The organism is Duganella sp. CF402, from assembly GCF_900109645.1.
Lineage (GTDB): Bacteria > Pseudomonadota > Gammaproteobacteria > Burkholderiales > Burkholderiaceae_D > Rugamonas.
Genome location: NZ_FOBG01000001.1, coordinates 2,233,002 through 2,251,889, shown reverse-complemented (window position 1 = coordinate 2,251,889; position 18,888 = coordinate 2,233,002). Strand labels below are relative to the sequence as shown.

Here is an 18,888-nt window from a genome sequence, read left to right as displayed (position 1 = left end):
GCGAAGAGAGCCATCAAAGGAGGGGGGAACCACATTTGCGCTTTCCTTCGCTGGCATTATCCAGATCAGGTACGAAGGGTATCTCTCACCCGGAAACGACGTTCCAGGACCCCTAGCGAGGCGCCAGTGTAACACAAGTGTCATCCAACTCCGCAGACACCCGTGCGCCGCGTTTTGCGCGGCGTGGCTACACTGCGGTCTTGCTGATGAAAGGGTTTGAATGAAGCAGTCGTATCAAGAGGGGAGCTGGTTTGCCGTGCCATTGCTGGACGGTGGCTACGGTTGGGGTATGGTGGCGCGCCTGTCACCGGGTAGCAAGATCATGCTCGCGTATCTGTTCGGCCCGAAGCTGGCGCGTGTACCGTCGGTGGAGGAGTTGGATACCTTGCGCCCGCAGGACGCGGTCAAGGTGCTGCGCTGCGGCGACATGGCGCTGGTCAGCGGCCATTGGCGCGTGCTGGGCGATAGCGCTGTGTGGGATCCCGCTATGTGGCCGGTGCCGCAATTCCTGCGCCGCGCCGATGCGCTCAAGCGTGCATGGCGCGTGACCTATGCGGATGCTGATCCGAGCCGCTCGGAGCGCGAGGAATCGGTGCCGTATGAAACGGCGGGACTGGATCCTGATTCGCTGTATGGCTACGGTTCGGTGGAGCTATTGCTGACCAAGCTGCTGGAAGGGCCTGACCATCCGATCAATCGTTCCGCTGCTACTCGCAGTTGACGTTCCAGGCCGCGTACTCGCCGCGATGCTTACGCACGGCGACGCGCACACGAGTATCGCGGTCGCTCTCGAATACCATGCCTACCATTTGCGGTGCGCCGTTGGCCGGCGGCGCCGGTTCGATGGCGCTCAGGCGGAAGGTCAGGGCGCGTTGACGCGCGCAGCCTGAGTTACCGGCAAACAGAAGGCGCGCCCGCAGCAGCAGGTCGCGGTGCTGGCGCAGCAGCGCGGTGGCGTCGGCGTTGGCGACGGCTGGTTCCATGCGCACCGTGTACTTGGCGGCGGTGCAGATTACTTTCGGCGTCGCCAGCCAGACGTACCATTCCGGCTCTGCGGCGGTGGTCGTCCAGCGCTGGCCTTTGGGCGCCCTGGCGTCGTAGATGTAGCTGGTGCGGACTTGCCGGCACAGTTCCGGCGTGTAGTGGCGCGGCGAGGAGTCGACGCGCGCGATCACTTGCCACGGTTCGCCGCGACGGCGCTGGATATCGAAGGCTGGCGCAAACAGCGACGGGCCGCCGCTCAAGCGGGCCGGCACCTGCTCGCGGTAGTATTCGTCGAACGAGGTGCGCTCCTCCGCCGTCGGTTCGCGCGTTTGCACGGCAGGCGCAGGAGGCGCAGCGTATGTTGCATCGGCGCCCGCGCCGAAGCCGGCCGCCGCGACAACGCAGGCAGCGATCTGCCGCGCAAGGCGCAGGGAACCGCGCCGCATCACAGTCCCTTCATCACGATCTGGATCTGCAGGCCGCCGCCGTCGCGGTTGCGGACATTCAGTTCGGCGTTGTGGCGCGTCATCACACGGTCGACAATCGCCAGTCCGAGGCCGGCGCCATTGGCCTGGCCGCGCGCCGTGTCCAGCCGGGTGAAAGGCTTGAGCAGCTGTTCGATCTGCTCCGGCGGCACGCCGCTGCCGTGGTCCTGCACCTCGATGGTGACGCGCTTTGAGGTATGCATGCCCTTGACGCTGCACTTGATATCGATCTCGGTGAACTCCTCGCCCGGGGTCTTGCCGTAACGGCGGGCGTTCTCGATCAGGTTATTGATGACGCGCTTGATATCGGTGGCGTTGCCCATCGCATGCGCGCCGGGTGCGATATCGGTATTGATGCGTACATCATGCAGGCGCGAAGCCTCGTGCGCGGTGTCGGTCAGCAGTTCGCTGATGTCGACGTTGATAAAGCTGGACGCTTCGGTCGGTTTGGCGTAATCGAGGAACTGGCCGATGATGGCGTCCATCTGGCCGATATCGGACTGCATGCCTTCGCGCGCCTCGTCCGGCAGGTTGGCCATCTCCACTTCCAGCTGCATGCGCGCCAGCGGCGTACGCAGGTCGTGTGAGATGCCGGCCAGGATCACGGCGCGGTCGGATTCAACTTGTTGAAGATCTTCGACCATCTGGTTGAAGCTGCGGTTGGCTTCCATGATCTCGATCGGGCCTTTTTCCGGCAGCGGCGCCGGGCGCTTGCCCTGCGCGAAATCGCGCGTGGCTTGCGTCAGGCGGCGCAGCGGCAGGTTGATCAGGCTGGAAATGAAAGCTGCGCCCAACAGCGACACCACCGACACCACGCTGGCCCAGCCCAGCCACTGGATGCCGGTCAGGCCGCGTATGCGTTCGCGTTCCAGCATCAGCCAGTACTGGTCATCGTCGATGTTGAAGCTGACCCAGAAGCCCGCCACGCCGTTCACCTTGGACGAAAAGCGCGTATCGGCACCCAGCTTGGCCTTCACCAGCTTTTCGATGTCCGGCATCAGCGCGTTGCTGGCCGGCGGCTCGACCTTGTCGTCCTCCTCCAGCGGGAACACGCGGATGCCCTCATTCGACACAAGCTCGAACAGCAGCTCGCGCCGCAGCTCGGGCGCGGAGTGGGTGAGGGCGGCGTGGGTGATGGTGACCACCGAGATCACCTGTGAGGAGATCTGCTGCACCTGCGGCTCGTGCTGCACCAGACTGATCATGCCGACCCACGCCGTCATGCTGGTGGTGGTCAGCGCGCCAAGCAGGAAGAAGGTGCGCCAGAATAAGCCGCTTTTCAGGCTGGCGACACGGAGCGGGAAAGGTAACTTCAGCGGCAACTTCATATTAGCGCGGCTGTCCCTCCGGGATGAACACATAGCCCAGGCCCCAAACGGTCTGGATGTACAGTGGGCTCGATGGATCCGGTTCGATCAGCTTGCGCAGGCGCGAGATCTGCACATCGAGGCTGCGGTCGAACACTTCGTATTCGCGGCCGCGCGCCAGTTCCATCAGCTTTTCGCGCGACAGCGGCTGGCGCGCATGGCGTGCAAATACTTTCAGCACCGAGAATTCGCCGGTGGTCAGCGGCACGGTCTCGCCGTTTTTCTTCAGCGTGCGGGTGCCCAGGTCCAGCACGAACTGGCCGAATTCAAAGGTCTGCGGCGTTTCCGACGGCGCGCCCGGAATCTCGTCCGGGCCACGGCGGCGCAGCACGGCGCCGATGCGGGCCACCAGCTCGCGCGGGTTGAATGGCTTCGGCAGGTAGTCGTCCGCGCCCATTTCCAGGCCGACGATGCGGTCCACGTCCTCGCCTTTGGCGGTCAGCATGATGATCGGAGTCTGGTCGCCGGCGCCGCGCAGGCGGCGGCAGATCGACAGGCCGTCTTCGCCGGGCAGCATCAGGTCCAGCACCAGCAGGTCATAGCGCTCGCGCAGCCACAGCTTGTTCATGGCGGTCGCGCTTTCGGCGGTGAAGACGTTGAAGCCTTGTTCGGTGAGGTAGCGGCGCAGCAGGTCGCGCAGGCGAACGTCGTCGTCCACCACCATGATCTTGGCGGCGTGGCCGTTCGAGTTGGCGTTGTTGTTGCCGGATTCAGTCGTTGTGCTAGTCATTTGGCAGCCAGATTTGTCTTATTCATGTTGCTATGGTAACGTCATAATCGTCCTGCGAAAACGCACACAGGATAAGTCATTACAAATTATTACAAACTTTACCCAATTAGCCTTACCCCCTCGGTCAAAGCATCATACACTGCGGGCATAGATTCAGCTCTTAGGAACGCCATGTTCATCGATCACAAAAAAATATCCGCGGTAGCTAGCGCATCTTTTTGCGTTCGAGTCATTACGGCTTCCGTGCTGGCTTGCAGCGCCGCACTGGCGCACGCCGATGGCGGTGACGGTCCGCGCCGCGAGCAGCCGCAACACCAGCAGGGCGGCCAACGCAACGATCAACGCGCCAGCGACAATCGCCAGATCGATCCGCGCAGCTACGAAGCGCGCGCCGAAGAACAGCGCCGCGCGATGCAGGAAGCCAGCCGCAATGCGGAACTCAATCGCCGCGTTGGCCGCATGACGCCGGACGAACGCCGCGATCTGCGCCGCCAGATCAACGAGGTCGGGCAGGACCTGTACGCCAATCCCCCACGGCGTTGATTATCTTTTAATTAAAGATGCAAGAACGGCACGTTTATTAATTTATTGGTATTGATGTGTATCAATAACTTCACAGTTGTGCCGTTTTCGCCACCTTTTTTCATATATTCCGCATGGTCTGCGTGTAAGATAAATTAATCACACGCAACGCCTTTCGGCCCGAGCGTGCCGTTTGGAGGAAGACCGTGGTTCAAGACGTTGCATCCGCAGCGCTAGCCGCCGACCGGGAGCCAGAAGCCCCAGGTCCAGGCTTGCCTATAGGGCTGGGAAGACTAGCGGACGGAATTTACATTGATCTGAGCATGAGCAAGCCGGCGCTGGTGGCCGCAGTGACGCACGTGTTTCAATCGGGTTGGTTTTTCGTCGGCCTCAATTATCCAGCGCTGCTCAAGGCTTTGTACGATGTGGGGCCGGCGCTCAATCCCGGCCAGGAGTCGCTGCGCCTGGCCGACGACGTGCGCGTGTTCGACGGTCAGCGGCTGGCGCTGTACAAGGCGCCGAAGATGAGCGTCTCCTACGCCGAGTACTACTTCCAGCAGCTATATCAGGAAGAGATGACGCTGCCCGACGGCACCGTGATCCCGGAGCGCCCGGTGTACCTCGATATCGACGAATTCATCGCCGACATGTGGAACAAGGGGATCCATTTCGGCATCGACGTGGCGGCCGTGAAGGCGGCCATGACCTCGACCAAACCTGACCGCATCACCTTCGCCACCGACCTCGAACCCGAGAAGGGACAGGATGCGACCGTGGTGGAAGTCTCGTCCGACCTGCATCGCAGCGATGCGCCCAAAGAGCGCGCCGATGGCCGGGTCGATCTGCAAAGCTTCCAGAACCGCTTCCCGCAGATTAAGGCCGGCATGCGGCTGCTGAAAAAGCTGCCGCCGGTGCCGGGCCTGCCGGGCTTCGACCTGGCCGGGCGCAAGACCGATCCCGAACCGCCCAAGGACTTGACGCTGCGCTTCCTGGCCGGCGACGGCACGGAAGCCAAGATGTTCGAAGATGGCGAGTACCTGGTCTCCACGCGCGAAGGCTTCCTGAGTGTGGACGCGAAGTCCAACCGCATTTCCATCAACGATAAAATCGTCAGCCTCGAAGGCGTCAGCGGCCGCACCACAGGCAACCTGGAGCTGGCCGGCGCCTACGAGGAATTCGGCGATGTGCAGGAGCAGCGCGACGTCACCGGCAGCGATATCACGGTGCACGGCAACGTCTACGGCAATATCAATTCGCGCGGCGGCACTGTGGTGCTGGACAAGAACCTGGTCAGCGGCAGCGTGCATAACGCGGCCGGCAGCATCAACATCGCCGGCGTTGCTTCCAACTCGGTGATCGTCGCGACCAATGGCAGCATCTCCATCAACCGTGCCGAGAACTGCGTCATCTCCGGCACCAGCGTCAAGCTGGTGGAGGCCTCCAACTGCGAGATCATCGCCGATGAAGTGTTCATCGAAGTAGCGGAAGGCTGCGCCATCGCCGGCCGCAACGTGGAACTGGAAAGCGCCGGCCCGCGCCGCCGCACCGAAATGCTGATTTATGTGCTGGTGAAGGACGTGACGCAGTTCGACGCGGAGATCGCCGAACTGGAACAGCGCGTGGCCGCCTTCGCGCAGGCCAATGAGGCCAGCAAGGAGGAGCTTGACCGCATCTCGGCGCAGCCGGATGTGCGCCGCTACCTGGCGCTGGCCGCCAAGCTGCGCACGCAGGAACTGGTGCTGACGCCGGAGCAGGGGCAGCACCTGCGCAAGATCGCCAGTGCGGTGGCGGAGGAGATCAAGGCCGTCCACAAACTGCAGCAGGATTTGCAAGCCGGCCAGACGCAGCACAAGCTGCTCAGCGACCGCCTGGACCGCGTGATCGAACAGAAGATGGAGGCGGCCGGCATTGCGCGCTGCGGCCTGCACCTGGTCAACGGCGAGACGATGGTGCGCACCATGCCGTTTGCGGGCGACACCACCGCCATGCGCGCCTTGCCGCCCAAGGATCTCAAGGCGCGCTTGCGCGGCACGCCGAGCGGCGGCGAGTTGCTGTTCTCCGACAGCACCGGGACGCTGGACTGGCATTTGAATCCGCGCCAGCGGTTTGCGCGGCCTTGAAGCGGCTGGCGCAAGCCCGGCGTAAATGCTAATCTTGGGCTTACAACTTCCTGGGGATTAGACCGTGTCAGACGACGCTACGGCGCTGGAACAAAACGCAGAAGGCGATCTGCCTGCAGCGATCGTCAGGCGAGGTGACGGCATCTATTTTTCAACCGATGCCGCCGCCGTAGGCTGCCTTGCGGCGGTCAGCCAGGTCTTCATGAGCAGCGCCTATTTTGCCGGCCTCGATTACGCGGTGTTCAGCAAAGTGCTGTACAACGTCGGCCCCGATTTGCCGGAGAACTTACGCAACAAGCCGCTGCTGCGCTTTGCCGACAGCATCGAGCCTTTCCACGCGCCGCGCCGTTCGCTGTACAAGAACGTCAAGATCATCAACGGCGAGGCCGAGTACTATTTCGAGCCGGTGTTCTTCGAGGTGCCGGACATGCCGCCGCAACCGGCGCGCCTGAACTTCGACGAATTCGTGGCCGATATGTGGATCAAGGGGATCCGCTTCGGTATCGATGCGCCGGCGGTGCGTGACGTGATCGGCACCGGACGGCTGGCGCGCATCGTGGTGGCCCGGCGCCTCAATGCCACACCGGGCAAGGACGCTTCCATCGCTGAAGTATCGCAGGATCTCCATCGCAGCAACGCGCCGCTGCAGAAGGCTGATGGCAAGCTCGATTGGCAGACCTTCCAGAACCGCTTCCCGCAAGTGAAGCCCAACGTCAAGCTGCTGCGCAAGGTGCCGCGTACGCCGGGTGTGCGCGGCTATGAGTTGTCAGGACTGGTGCTGGAGCCGCCGGTGCCCAAGGACATCGAGCTGACCACGGTGGCCGGCGAAGGCACGGTGATTGAGAGCCTGAAGGATGGCGAATACCTGGTGTCGGCGGTGGAGGGCTTTCTGAGCCTCGACCCAGGCACCAAGCGTTTGTCGATCGGGCCGAAGATCATCAGCCGCGAGGGCGTGAGCGCGCGCACCACCGGCAACCTGCAACTCACCGGCGAGTACGAGGAATTCGGCGATGTGCAGGAACAGCGCTCGGTGGAGGGCGGGAACATCACCATTCACGGCGACGTGTTCGGCAACATCGTCTCGCGCGGCGGCGATATTGTGCTGAGCAAAAACCTGATGGGCGGCACCGCCACCAATGCCGACGGCGCGATTCGCGTGCAGGGCGTGGCGTCCGGCGCGGTGTTGCAGACCAGGCGCGGCGAGATCGCACTGGCGCGCGCGGAAAGCTGCATCATTACCGGCACCCGCGTGGTGATCGGGGAAGCCAGCAATTGCGAGATCATCGCGGAAGAGGTGGTGATCAAGGTGGCCGAGGGCTGCGCCATCGCAGCGCGCAAGATCGAGATCGTGCACGCCGGGCCGCGCAAGCAAAACGAAATGCTGCTCTACGCGCTGGTGCCGGATACCTCGAAGTTCGACAAGAAGATCGCCGAGCTGCAGCCCAAGGTGCAGCAGGCCGCGCGCGAAGCCGATGTGCGCAAGGCGGAGATGGACGCCATCACCAGCCAGACCGAAGTCCGCAACTACCTGACGCTGGCCACCCGCGTGCGCAAGCGTGAGGTGATGCTGACGCCGGAGCAGGAACCCTTGTTCCACAAGATGGCGGAAGCGGTCGGCCCCTTGCTGCGGCAGGTGGCCAAGATTTCGCTGAAGGTGAAGGCGGCGCAGGTGCAGATGGAACAGGCGCAGGAAGAGGTCAATCAGGTGCAGCGGCAGAAGAGCGCCGTGCAGCGCGGCTCGCGCTGCGTGGTGGAGCTGTTGACCGGCGACGTGCTGCTGCGGACCATGAGCTTCGTGCCTGGCGAGGCGCCGCCCTACGACCGGCCGGCCAAGGAAGTCAAGGCCAAGGTGCGCACCGCCGTGCCGGGCATGACGGTGCTGCACAGCGGGCCTGTGGGCCCGATCAACTGGGCGCCATATTTGGCGGATTAAGTCCGGCGGATTAAGTTCGGCGCAGCGCCGCCACCAGTTCTCGCGCATAGCCGGGCAGGGCGGCTTCATCGCGCACGCAGATCAGCAGCTTGCGGTCTGCCCACGCATCGCTCAACTTCACGATGCGCAGATCGTCCGGGCTGCGGCGTGCGGCTGTTTCGGGCAGTAGCGCCAGTCCCGCGCCGCTGGCGGCCATGCGGCAGATGGCTTCAAAGCTGCGCAGGCGGATTTTGCAGTGCATGCGGCGGCCCAGCCGTTCCGCCTGTCCCGCCGCGTACTGCTGCAAGGCGCTGTCGCCGGCCAGGCCGATGAAGTCATATTCCAGCGCCGCCTCGAACGCCACGTGGCGCTTGTGGCCCAGCGCGTGCGCCAGCGGATGGCTGCGCGCCATCGCCAGCACCAGCGGATCGTCGCGAAAGGGGAAGGTTTGCAGCGCGGCGCGGTCCACCGCATCGGTGATGATGCCGATATCGGCGGCGCCGTCCGCCACCGCCTGCACGATGTCGCGGCTCAGGCGTTCTTCCAGATTAATGCTCAGCTGCGGATGCGCGGCCAGGAAGGCGGCCAGCGCGTCCGGCAGGAATTCGGTCATGGCCGAGGTATTGCAGAGCAGGCGCACTTGTCCCTTGAGGCCGGTGGCGAATTGCGCCAGGTCGGCGTGCATGTCGTCCACTTGGCGCAGGATGGTGCGGGCGTGCTGCAACAGCGTGCGTCCGGCTTCGGTCGGCTCGGCGCCGCGCCGGCCGCGCTGCAGTAGTGGCACGTTGAGCGCTTCTTCCATGCCGCGCACGCGCGCGCTGGCCGACGGCAGCGCCAGGTGCGCCAGCGCCGCGCCGGCGGTGATGCTGCCGCTGTCGGCAATATGGACGAACAGCTTAAGGTCGGTCAGGTCGAAGCGCATAGCCTATGTTTTATCCGAAGTCTGCCTCAGTATATGCCAGATTCCGCCCAGCGGCCCGGCGCGGCACAATGGCGGGCATGGATACCTTGTTTATTGCTTTCGTTTTTGTGCTGGCCGGTGTTGTCAAAGGCGTTACCGGCATGGGATTGCCGACTGTGGCGGTGGCCTTGCTCACCTTGCGCATGCCGCCGCTGGAAGCCGCCGCGTTGCTGATTGTGCCTTCGTCTGTAACGAATGTATGGCAGCTGGCGACTGGGCCGGCGCTGTATCCGCTATGGCTGCGTTTTCGCTGGCTGCTGCTGGCCATCTGCGTCGGCACGGCCTGCGTGGCACTGCTGGGCGATGGGCTGGCCGGCGGCGCGCTGCTGCTTGGGCTGGCACTGGCGGGCTATGGCCTGCTGGGATTGACCGGCTGGCGCATGCATGTGCCGCCGTCCGCCGAGCACTGGGCCGGGCCGTTGGCGGGGGCCGCCACCGGCTTCATGGCCGGCGTGACCGGCGTGTTCGTGATGCCGGTCGCTCCATATCTGCAAGCGCTCAATCTGGACAAGGACGACTTGATACCGGCGATGGGCATGGCCTTCACTGTCGCCACGCTGGCGCTGGCGGTCTTGCTGGCGGTGCGTGGCGAATGGCACGCGGCAGCGGCGGGCGGATCCTTGCTGGCGCTGGTCCCGGCCGTGATCGGCATGCAATTGGGGCAGTGGCTGCGCGAGCGCATGTCGCCGCTGTTGTTCCGCCGCTGCTTCTTCATCGCGCTGCTGGCGCTGGGCGCGCACCAGTTGATCAGAATGTGATTTTGCCGCGCAGCTGTTTGCGTTCGCCGTCCTTGGCCTTGCCTTCGAGGCGGCGGCGTTGTGAACCCATTGTCGGCTTGGTGGCGCGGCGCACGGTGGGCAGCACGGCCACGCTGTCGACCAGTTCCTGCAGGCGGCGCAAGGCATCCGCCTTGTTGGCGCCGAGGCTGCGCGATTGCTGCGCCTTCAGCACCACCACGCCTTCACGCGTGATGCGGCCGTCGCGCACAGCCAGCAGGCGTTCCTTGATGTGGTCGGGTAGCGAAGAAGCGGTGATGTCGAATCGCACGTGTACGGCGTTCGATACCTTGTTCACGTTCTGTCCGCCCGGCCCCTGGGCGCGGATGGCGGTGAATTCCACCTCGTCTGGATTGATAATGTTCATGTGGCGATTGTAGCAAACCTGCGGCCTGCGCCCGGTTAGCTTGATGCGCCTCAACGCCTGCGGGCTGGCGCGCGGTTAGGATGAGACTTGCTGTTCTCCGAACGAAAGGATCATCATGTCTTCTTCGATAACGCAAGCCGCCGCCGGCGAGGCATGCCAGTATCTGGTTTTCCGGCTCGGCGGACTCGATTACGCGCTGGACTTTAACAAGGTGCAGGAGCTGCGGCCCTTGCAGGCGCTGGAACGCTTTTCGTCGGATGGGGAAATCGTCACCGGCGTGGTGGTGTCGCGCGGGGTGATCATGCCGATCGTCGACATGCGCATCGCCTTCGGGCCGCGCCCGCCGGAACACGATCCGCTGACGGATGTGATCATCCTCAAGCTGTCCAGCTGTGTGATGGGAATGGTGGTGGACGGCGTGACGGACATCGTCGCGCTCAAGCCCGAGCAGATCGAGCCGATTGCCGGCGCCGGCGGTGTTGATTACCTGGTGGGCTTGGGAGATCTGGACGGGCGCCGCCTGATTGTGGTCGACATCGATAAGCTGATGTCGATCCGCAAAGTACAGTTCGGCGCCCGCCAAGCGGCCTAGCTTTAAACGATGGCTTCCAGCTGCTCTTGCAGCTCCAGCCACTGGCCTTCCAGCTCGCCCAGGTCCTTGGTGAAGAAAGCCTGGTCGGCCAGCAGTTGTTTCAGCTTGGCCTTGTTGGCGGCGTCGTAGATCGACTCCTCGCCCAACTGGGCATCCACATCAGCCTTCTGCGCCGTGCGCTTGGCGATTTGCTCGTCCAGGCGCTTGATCTTTTGCTCGATCGGCTTGCGCAGCGCGGAGATGCGCTGGCGATCTTCCGCTTCCTTGCGCTTTTGCTCCTTGCTGTTGACCACCGGCGCAGCGGCTTCCACTTTCGCCGGCGCGACCGGCGACTGCACCGGGAACGCGGTCTTGTTTTCCTTACCCGCCGCCGGCAGCACGTCGGTGCCTTTACCCAGCTTGGTCTGGAACAGCCAGTCCTTGTAGTCATCCAGGTCGCCGTCGAACGGCTGCAGCTTGCCGTCGGCGACGATGATGAACTGGTCGGTGGTGGCGCGCAGCAGATGGCGATCGTGCGATACCACCACCAGCGTGCCTTCAAACTGCGCCAGCGCTTCGGTCAGCGCTTCGCGGGTTTCCAGATCCAGGTGATTGGTTGGTTCGTCAAGCAGCAGCAGGTTAGGGCGCTGCCACACGATCAGGGCCAATGCCAGGCGTGCCTTCTCGCCGCCGGAGAACGGTGCGATCGGGCTGGTCACCATCGTGCCTGGGAAGTTGAAGCCGCCGAGGAAGTTGCGCAGTTCCTGCTCGCGCGTGGTCGGCGCAATCTTCGCCAGATGCCACAGCGGCGATTCGTCGTGACGCAGCATCTCCACCTGATGCTGGGCGAAGTAGCCGATGTTCAGGCCCTTGCCGGTGGTGGATTCGCCGGTCAGCGGCATCAGCTCGCCGGCGATGGTCTTGATCAGCGTCGACTTACCAGCGCCGTTAATACCCAGCAGGCCGATACGCTGGCCGATCTGCAGCGAGAAGTTGATATCGCTGACGATGGTCTTCTCGGTCACTTCGCCGGTTTTCTCGTTTTCGTTGCGGTAGCCGGCGTTGACGTCTTCCATCACCAGCAGCGGGTTGGGCGCGTTCGCAGGTTCGCGGAATTCGAACGAGAACTCGGCGGCGGCGCGCAGCGGCGCCAGTTCTTCCATCTTGGCCAGCGCCTTCATGCGGCTCTGCGCCTGGCGTGCCTTGGAAGCCTTGGCCTTGAAGCGTTCGATGAACGATTCGAGGTGAGCGCGCTTGCGCTGCTGCTTTTCCAGAGCGCCGGCGGCCAGCGCCAGTTGCGCTGCACGTTGGCGTTCAAACGCCGAGTAGTTGCCCGAGTAGCGTTTCAGTTTGCGCTCGTCGATGTGCACGATGACGTTGACGATTTCGTCGAGGAAGTCGCGATCGTGGGAGATGATGAGCAGCGTGCCGGTGTAGCGTTTCAGCCAGTCTTCCAGCCAGATGATGGCGTCCAGGTCCAGGTGGTTGGTCGGTTCATCGAGCAGCAGCAGGTCGGAAGGGCACATCAGCGCTTGCGCCAGATTCAGGCGCATACGCCAGCCGCCCGAGAAGCTGGCTACCGGCTGCTGCATCTGGTCGAGCGAGAAACCGAGGCCCAGCAGCAGCTGTTCGCCGCGCGACTGCACGGTGTAGGCGTCGGCGTCGGCCAGCGCGCTATAGACTTCACCGATGGCGATGCCGTTCTCGGTGGATTCCGGCTCGGACTCCAGTCGTTCCAACTCCGCTTGCAGCTTGCGCAGGCCGACGTCGCCGTCGATGGCGTAATCGAGGGCGGCGCGTTCCAGCGGCGGGGTTTCCTGCGCCACGTAAGCGACGCGCCATTTGGCCGGGAAGTCGATATCGCCCTGGTCCGGGTGCAGCTCGTTGCGCATCATCGCGAACAGGCTGGATTTGCCGGCGCCATTGGCGCCGATCAAACCGATTTTATCGCCGGGATTGAGGGTGACGTCGACTTGTTCCAGCAGCGGCTTTACGCCGCGCATCAGGCTTACTTGGTTGAAGCGGATCATTCGTGTTCTTCTTAGAGTTTCAGTTGGTCAGCCGTCAGCAGGAAGACCATGTCGTCGCCGTTGCTGGTGGTGAGCCAGGTCAGGCCCATTTCACCGAATGCGGCTTCAGCGAATTCTTTTTCATTGCCGATTTCGACGATCAGCAGGCCGTCGTCGGTCAGGCGCTCAGCGGCGCCGGCCACGATGCGGCGCACGATGTCCATGCCGTCCTTGCCGCCGTCCAGCGCCAGTTCAGGCTCGGCGCGGTACTCCATCGGCAGCTTGCTCATCGAGGACGAGTTCACGTACGGCGGATTGGTGATGATCAGGTCATACTTCTTGTTCGGCACATTGGCGTACAGGTCGGACTGGATCAGCGTCAGGCGGTCTTCCAGTTCGTAGGTCGCCACGTTGCGCTTGGCGACTTCCAGCGCGTCGGCCGAAATGTCGACAGCATCGACGAGCGCATCGGGGAAGGCGTCCGCCATCATGATGGCGAGGCAGCCGGAGCCGGTGCACAGTTCCAGGATGTTGGTCACATTCTCAGGCTCGTTGACCCACGGCGCGAAGTATTCGGGAATCAGCTCGGCGATGAAGGAGCGCGGCACGATGGTGCGCTCGTCGACGTAGAACTTGTAGCTGCCCAGGAAGGCTTCGTTGGTGATGTAGGCCGCCGGCACGCGGTCATTGACGCGGCGTTCGATCACCGCCATCACCGCCGCGATTTCTTCCGGCAGCAGCTTCGCGTCGAGGAACGGGTCGAGCAGGTCCAGCGGCAGCTTGAGCGTGTGCAGGATCAGATAGGCTGCTTCGTCATAGGCTTCCGCGCTGCCGTGGCCGAAGAACAGCTGGGCGGTGTTGAAGCGGGTGACGGCGTAGCGCAACAGGTCGCGCGGCGTGGTGAATGGCGTGGTGGTCATGGCAGTTTAGGTCAACAGGTTTTCCAGCGTACGGCGATAAATATTCTTCAGCGGATCGACGAAACGCAGTTCGATATGCTCATCGATCTTGTGAATGCTGGCATTCGGGGGGCCGAATTCTATCACTTGCGGGCAGATCTGCGCGATAAAGCGGCCGTCCGAGGTGCCGCCGGTGGTCGACAGTTCGGTCTCCACGCCGGTTTCCGACTTGATGGCGGCCGACAGCGCGTCGCTCAGCGTACCGCGCGGGGTCAGGAACGGCAGGCCGCTCAGCGCCCATTTCAGGTCGTAGTGCAGATTGTGCTTGTCCAGGATGGCGTGCACGCGGCGCTTCAGGTCTTCGTGCGTGCTGGCGGTGGAGAAGCGGAAGTTGAAGTCGATGACCATCTCGCCCGGGATGACGTTGTTCGCGCCAGTGCCGGCGTGGATGTTCGACATCTGCCACGAGGTGGGCAGGTAGTACTCGTTACCGTGGTCCCAGACTTCGGCCGCCAGTTCGGCCAACGCAGGCGCGCCGAGGTGGATCGGGTTCTTGGCCAACTGCGGGTAGGCGATGTGGCCTTGCACGCCCTTGATCGTCAACTTGCCGGACAGCGAGCCGCGACGGCCGTTCTTGATCATGTCGCCCAGGGTTTCGTCCGAGGTTGGCTCGCCGACGATGCAGTAGTCCAGCGTTTCGCCGCGCTCTTTGAGCATATTGCAGACGATGACGGTGCCGTCGGTGGCCGGGCCTTCTTCATCGCTGGTGATCAGGAAGGCGATAGAGCCCTTGTGGTCGTCGTGCTTGGCGATGAATTCTTCGCAGGCCACCACGAAGGCGGCGATCGAGGTTTTCATGTCGGCTGCGCCACGGCCATACAGCTTGCCGTCGCGGTGGGTCGGGGTGAAGGGCTGCGAGCGCCATTGTTCGACAGGGCCGGTCGGCACCACGTCGGTGTGGCCGGCGAACACCATCACAGGAGAAGTCGTGCCACGGCGCGCCCACAGGTTGGTCACGCCGTTCGATGCTATGGTTTCGCACTTGAAGCCCAGAGGGGTGAGCAAGTCGATCAGGTGCTGCTGGCAGCCCTTATCGTCCGGGGTGACGGAGGACAGGGAGATCAGTTTTTCGGTCAGCGCCAGGGTCTTGGAAGGAGTCATATCAGCCGTTGAAAATTTGTTGGTACTGCGCGTCGGAGAAGCCGACGGAGAAGGCGCCGTTCTTGTCCAGCACCGGGCGCTTGATGACGGAAGGATTTTCCAGCATCAGCGCGATGGCCGCTTCGTCATCGACGATGGACGCCTTGCGCTCATCGGACAGGGCGCGCCAGGTGGTGCCTTTGCGGTTCACCAGCACGTCGCGCGACAGGTGTTTCAGCCAGCCGGCGACGATCTCGCGCGTCAGGCCCTGCTTTTTAAAATCGTGAAAGACAAAATCCTGCTGCTGGTCGGCCAGCCAGGTGCGTGCTTTTTTAACGGTATCGCAGTTCGGGATGCCGTAGACGGTAATGGTCATGATAAGTCGGGAAAGTTAGACCCGGTAGGATACCACGCCGCGTGGCACGGCTGATAGCTGATAGCTTCGGCCTATTCGGCAAAAACAGGGCGCAGTAATTATCAAATGGCTATTTTCTTGACAGTGACCATACTGGAAAGGCTGTACCGGGGATCACTGGAGAGAAAAATGAAAACAAAATCAACCATCGTCGCCGGGCTGGCCAGCCTGGCATTTGCCATTCCTGCTGCCCATGCGGCGATCATCGACTTTGACGGACCTGGTGTCTGCAACGCCGCCGCCGATGGCAATGGCGCCCTTATGGCGTGCGCCAACTGGGCCTACCTGTCCCAGTCGTATGGGGACATGCCCGGCATGATCGACGTGCAGTACTCTGCGCCGCGCATCCCCGGCACCTCGCTCAACTGGTGGGATGCCGACTACAACACGCTGCGCGGCGTGGCCTTTGCTAACGGCAGCGACGGGAACTCGCAAGGCCGTATTGATATCAAGTCGCTCAACGGCATGGCGGTAATGCTGACGCACTTCGATATGGGCGCCTACGCCAACACCTCGAGGGATACGCACATCACCATCTCGGACCTGAGCGGCAATGTACTGTATGCGTTCAAGGGCAGTGTGGGCATGTCCAGCCCGAATATGCCGACCAGCTTTAACGGCATGTGGATAGGCGCGGATGGCATCCGGATCGAATGGGAAGATAGCGCCTACAACGTCGGCATCGACAACGTCGCCTACGGGATGACGCATGCGGTGCCGGAGCCGGCAACCTACGCCATGCTGGGCGCAGGGCTGGCGGTGCTTGGCCTGCTGGCGCGCCGCCGCAAGGTTTAGGCCTGGTTTGGAGCATCCCAGCGCCATGCCTGCCGCAAGCGCGCCTGAAGGTAGTCGATGAAGGCGCGCACGCGCGGCGCAAGGTGCTGGCCGTGCGGGAAAATCGCGTTCAGGGGAGCCGCTGGCATCGCATGGCTGGGTAGTACGCGCTGCAGCCGTCCGGCCAGGATATCGTCTCCCACATCCCAGATCGATTTGACCACGATGCCGGCGGCCTGCAAGGCCAGGGCATGGGCCGCCTGGCCGTCGTTGGTGATCAGGGCGCCGGTCACGCGGACGGCCACTTCTTCTTCACCTTGAAAACGCCATTCGGCGCGGCGCTGGTCTCCGATCAGGATGCAGCGGTGCTGCGCCAGTTCCGACGGCTGGCTGGGCATGCCGTGTTGCGCCAGATAGGCCGGTGCGGCGCAGGCCACGCGGTAGTTGGGCGCCAGCTGCCGCGCCACCAGACTCGAATCTTCCAGGCTGCCGAAGCGGATCGCCAGGTCATGGCCGCTTTCCAGCAGGTTCACTACGGCGTCGCCCAGGTCCAGTTGCACCGTCAATTGCGGGTGTTGGCGCTGGAAGTCGGCCACGATGGGCACGATGTGCTGCCGGCCGAATTCACCAGGCGCTGTCACGCGCAATAAGCCGCTCACTTCGCGCCGGCTGTGCGACAGCAGCGATTCCGCCTGTTCGATTTCGTCGAGGATGCGCAGCACGCGCGCGTGGAGCAGGGCGCCTTCTTCTGTCAGTGCCTGGCGGCGCGTGGTCCGTTGCAGCAGCCGCACGCCGATGCGCTTTTCCAGCTGCGCCATGCGCTTGCTGATGACCGACAGCGGCAGGTCCAGTTCCCGCGCGGCGGCGGACATGCTGCCCGCGCTGACGATGCGGGCAAAGGCGGAGAGGGCAGGCAAGTCGTCGAGCATAACGGTCTATTCTTCGCGAAATGGAAAATATGATTCACCCGTTCGGGGCTATTTCAGGCGCTTTCTAGGTCATATTATAGCTACATCAACCACCCAACTATTGCTGAAGGAGAGATGATGAAGCTTTCGAACGACACCGCGCCTACTTCGCGCCGCAGTTTCCTCGGGCAGGCCGGCGCGCTTGCTGCCGCCAGCTTGCTGGCGCCGGCCGTGGAGGCGCAAACCGCGCCCGCAACCAGCGCAGCCACCGCAGGCAAAGGCGGCTTCTGGCCGGGCGATGCGCGGCTGGTCATTTCTCTCTCCATGCAGTTCGAAGCCGGCGGCCAGCCAGCCAAAGGCACGGACAGCCCGTTCCCGAAAGTGGACTTTCCGGCCAGCGTGCCGGCCGACCTGACCGCCAACACCTGGTTCGCCTACGGCTACCGCGAAGGCATCCCGCGCCTGCTGGACCTGTGGGATAAGCATGGCGTCAAGGTGACCTCGCACATGATTGGCGAGGCGGCGCGCCGCCATCCGGAGTTGGCGCGCGAGATCGTGCGTCGCGGCCACGAGGCGGCTGCGCACGGTCCGCGCTGGAGTTCGCAGTATGCGATGAACCGTGCGGAAGAGCGCAAGTTCCTGATCGATGCCACCCGCATGGTGGAAGAGGTGACTGGCCAGCGCCCCACCGGCTACAACGCCAACTGGCTGCGTCGCGGGCCGAACACCCTGCCGCTGCTGCAGGAGCTGGGCTACACCTATCACATCGATGACCTGAGTCGCGACGAACCGTTCATCGAGCAGGTCAACGGCAAGGACTTCGTGGTGGTGCCATACACGCTGCGTAACAACGACATCCTGCTGATCGAAGGGCGCAATTACTCACCCAGCCAGTTCCTTGAGCAGATCAAGCTGGAATTCGATCAGCTGTACGAGGAAGGCGCGACGCGCCGCCGCATGATGTCGGTCAGCACCCATGACCGTATCAGCGGTTCTCCGCAGATGGTGCGGGTGCTGGACGAATTCCTGCGTTATGCAAAGTCGCATCCGGGCGTGGCCTTCATGCGCAAGGATGAAATAGCGCGTTTTGCGGCGGGCCGCGCCGACACGCTGCGCGAAACCGAAACCATTTAAGGAGCCATCATGAGCAAACTCGAAGGAAAAAAAGTACTGGTCGTTGGCGGTAGTTCCGGCATCGGCGAGGCTGCGGCCCGCGAGCTGGCGGCATTGGGCGCGCAAGTGACCATCGCCTCGCGTGACCCGGCCAAGCTGCAGGCTGCGGCGGCGCGGATCGGCGGCTCGGTGCGCACCGCCGTTCTCGATACGTCCAACGATGCCGCCGTCGAAGCGTTTTTCGCGGCGCAGGAAGAATACGATCACGTCGTGGTGTCGGCGGCGCAGACCTCGTCCGGCCCGGTGCGGGAGCTGCCGCTGGTGGACGCCTATGCGGCCATGAACAGCAAGTTCTGGGGCGCGTATCGCGTGGCGCGTGCCGTTAAAATCGCTGCCGGCGGTTCGCTGACGCTGGTGTCGGGTTTTCTCGCTGCACGCCCGAGCAAGACGTCGGTGCTGCAGGGCGCCATCAACGCGGCGCTGGAATCGCTGGGGCGCGGCCTCGCGCTCGAGCTGTCGCCGGTGCGTGTGAATACGGTGTCGCCGGGGATGGTGGCCACGCCGATGTGGTCCGGCATGAGCGATGAGGTGCGGGCGGCCAAGTTTGAAGCGGTTGCGGCGCGCTTGCCGGCGCAGCGCGTCGGCCAGCCGGAAGACCTGGCCAATGCCATCGTCTATCTGGTGACGACGCCGTTCGCCACCGGCTCCACGGTGCTGGTGGATGGCGGCGGCGTGATCGCCTGACGTATTTCGATCCTGGAGGAGGGTATAATGCTTTATTTATAACTACTCTTGCCAACATGCCTGTTGCCCTGAACCTCCGCATCGTCTTGGC

The 18,888-nt window shown here is 63.3% G+C and carries 19 protein-coding genes and 1 riboswitch; of the genes, 9 read left to right on the top strand and 10 right to left on the bottom strand.

Annotation, left to right across the window (positions count from 1 at the left end):
* Window positions 1-25: 25 nt before the first annotated feature.
* Window positions 26-124, bottom strand: a riboswitch (TPP riboswitch).
* Window positions 125-220: 96 nt separating this feature from the next.
* Entirely contained in the window at window positions 221-721 is a 501-nt protein-coding gene (locus tag BMZ70_RS10105) for an Imm26 family immunity protein (protein WP_092273161.1), read from the top strand.
* On the opposite strand, the gene BMZ70_RS10100 is transcribed toward BMZ70_RS10105, so the two are convergent.
* The 3 genes from BMZ70_RS10100 to ompR are packed head-to-tail and all read right to left on the bottom strand — an operon-like array spanning window position 708 to window position 3,566.
* Window positions 708-1,430: a hypothetical protein gene (locus BMZ70_RS10100; protein ID WP_229205364.1), complete on the bottom strand. Its 723-nt coding sequence runs from the start codon at window positions 1,428-1,430 to the stop codon at window positions 708-710. The two genes, BMZ70_RS10105 and BMZ70_RS10100, sit on opposite strands and share 14 nt — an antisense overlap.
* Window positions 1,430-2,797, bottom strand: a complete 1,368-nt coding sequence (locus BMZ70_RS10095) for an ATP-binding protein (RefSeq protein WP_092273158.1) — start codon at window positions 2,795-2,797, stop codon at window positions 1,430-1,432. Before BMZ70_RS10095 ends, BMZ70_RS10100 begins: the two co-directional genes overlap by 1 nt.
* A gap of 1 nt (window position 2,798) precedes the next feature.
* Window positions 2,799-3,566, bottom strand: coding sequence for an osmolarity response regulator transcription factor OmpR (ompR, locus tag BMZ70_RS10090; RefSeq protein ID WP_092273155.1), 768 nt, complete (start codon window positions 3,564-3,566; stop codon window positions 2,799-2,801).
* A 243-nt stretch (window positions 3,567-3,809) separates the two neighbouring features.
* Between ompR and BMZ70_RS10085 the strand changes: the two genes are divergently transcribed.
* The 3 genes from BMZ70_RS10085 (at window position 3,810) to BMZ70_RS10075 (ending at window position 8,141) form a co-directional block, all read left to right on the top strand.
* On the top strand, window positions 3,810-4,109 hold the full coding sequence (locus BMZ70_RS10085; protein WP_229205363.1) for a hypothetical protein: 300 nt from the start codon (window positions 3,810-3,812) through the stop codon (window positions 4,107-4,109).
* 302 nt (window positions 4,110-4,411) lie between these two features.
* Window positions 4,412-6,208, top strand: coding sequence for a FapA family protein (locus BMZ70_RS10080; RefSeq protein WP_092273152.1), 1,797 nt, complete (start codon window positions 4,412-4,414; stop codon window positions 6,206-6,208).
* Between the two features lie 64 nt (window positions 6,209-6,272).
* On the top strand, window positions 6,273-8,141 hold the full coding sequence (locus tag BMZ70_RS10075; protein WP_229205362.1) for a flagellar assembly protein A: 1,869 nt from the start codon (window positions 6,273-6,275) through the stop codon (window positions 8,139-8,141).
* A gap of 10 nt (window positions 8,142-8,151) precedes the next feature.
* On the opposite strand, the gene BMZ70_RS10070 is transcribed toward BMZ70_RS10075, so the two are convergent.
* On the bottom strand, window positions 8,152-9,042 hold the full coding sequence (locus BMZ70_RS10070; protein ID WP_092273150.1) for a LysR family transcriptional regulator: 891 nt from the start codon (window positions 9,040-9,042) through the stop codon (window positions 8,152-8,154).
* A gap of 77 nt (window positions 9,043-9,119) precedes the next feature.
* On the opposite strand from BMZ70_RS10070, the gene BMZ70_RS10065 reads away from it, so the two are divergent.
* A complete protein-coding gene (locus BMZ70_RS10065; protein WP_307183763.1) occupies window positions 9,120-9,839 on the top strand; it encodes a sulfite exporter TauE/SafE family protein in 720 nt (239 codons plus the stop codon).
* Here BMZ70_RS10065 and arfB read toward each other — a convergent pair.
* A complete protein-coding gene (gene arfB / locus BMZ70_RS10060) occupies window positions 9,829-10,224 on the bottom strand; it encodes an alternative ribosome rescue aminoacyl-tRNA hydrolase ArfB (RefSeq protein ID WP_092273144.1) in 396 nt (131 codons plus the stop codon). The genes BMZ70_RS10065 and arfB overlap by 11 nt on opposite strands.
* Window positions 10,225-10,339: 115 nt before the next feature.
* Between arfB and BMZ70_RS10055 the strand changes: the two genes are divergently transcribed.
* Complete coding sequence (locus tag BMZ70_RS10055; RefSeq protein WP_092273141.1) at window positions 10,340-10,816, top strand: chemotaxis protein CheW; 477 nt, start codon at window positions 10,340-10,342, stop codon at window positions 10,814-10,816.
* A gap of 2 nt (window positions 10,817-10,818) precedes the next feature.
* Here the strand turns inward: BMZ70_RS10055 and BMZ70_RS10050 are convergent, their stop codons facing one another.
* Genes BMZ70_RS10050 through BMZ70_RS10035 form a run of 4 tightly spaced genes read right to left on the bottom strand, consistent with a single transcriptional unit; the run spans window position 10,819 to window position 15,219 of the window.
* Window positions 10,819-12,825, bottom strand: coding sequence for an ATP-binding cassette domain-containing protein (locus BMZ70_RS10050; protein WP_092273138.1), 2,007 nt, complete (start codon window positions 12,823-12,825; stop codon window positions 10,819-10,821).
* An 11-nt stretch (window positions 12,826-12,836) separates the two neighbouring features.
* Window positions 12,837-13,724, bottom strand: coding sequence for a 50S ribosomal protein L3 N(5)-glutamine methyltransferase (gene prmB / locus BMZ70_RS10045; RefSeq protein ID WP_092273136.1), 888 nt, complete (start codon window positions 13,722-13,724; stop codon window positions 12,837-12,839).
* A gap of 6 nt (window positions 13,725-13,730) precedes the next feature.
* Entirely contained in the window at window positions 13,731-14,864 is a 1,134-nt protein-coding gene (gene dapE, locus BMZ70_RS10040) for a succinyl-diaminopimelate desuccinylase (protein ID WP_092273133.1), read from the bottom strand.
* Between the two features lies 1 nt (window position 14,865).
* On the bottom strand, window positions 14,866-15,219 hold the full coding sequence (locus tag BMZ70_RS10035; RefSeq protein WP_092273130.1) for an ArsC family reductase: 354 nt from the start codon (window positions 15,217-15,219) through the stop codon (window positions 14,866-14,868).
* A 168-nt stretch (window positions 15,220-15,387) separates the two neighbouring features.
* On the opposite strand from BMZ70_RS10035, the gene BMZ70_RS28810 reads away from it, so the two are divergent.
* On the top strand, window positions 15,388-16,053 hold the full coding sequence (locus BMZ70_RS28810; RefSeq protein ID WP_229205361.1) for a PEP-CTERM sorting domain-containing protein: 666 nt from the start codon (window positions 15,388-15,390) through the stop codon (window positions 16,051-16,053).
* On the opposite strand, the gene BMZ70_RS10025 is transcribed toward BMZ70_RS28810, so the two are convergent.
* The gene (locus tag BMZ70_RS10025; protein ID WP_092273124.1) at window positions 16,050-16,961 is read right to left on the bottom strand and encodes a LysR family transcriptional regulator; all 912 of its coding nucleotides are present in this window, start codon (window positions 16,959-16,961) and stop codon (window positions 16,050-16,052) included. The two genes, BMZ70_RS28810 and BMZ70_RS10025, sit on opposite strands and share 4 nt — an antisense overlap.
* 117 nt (window positions 16,962-17,078) lie before the next feature.
* Here BMZ70_RS10025 and BMZ70_RS10020 point away from each other — a divergent pair, with 117 nt between their 5' ends.
* Together BMZ70_RS10020 and BMZ70_RS10015 are read left to right on the top strand one after the other, a co-directional pair.
* Entirely contained in the window at window positions 17,079-18,074 is a 996-nt protein-coding gene (locus BMZ70_RS10020; RefSeq protein WP_092273121.1) for a polysaccharide deacetylase family protein, read from the top strand.
* Window positions 18,075-18,080: 6 nt separating this feature from the next.
* Window positions 18,081-18,797, top strand: coding sequence for an SDR family oxidoreductase (locus BMZ70_RS10015; protein ID WP_373922514.1), 717 nt, complete (start codon window positions 18,081-18,083; stop codon window positions 18,795-18,797).
* The last annotated feature ends 91 nt before the right edge of the window (window positions 18,798-18,888 follow it).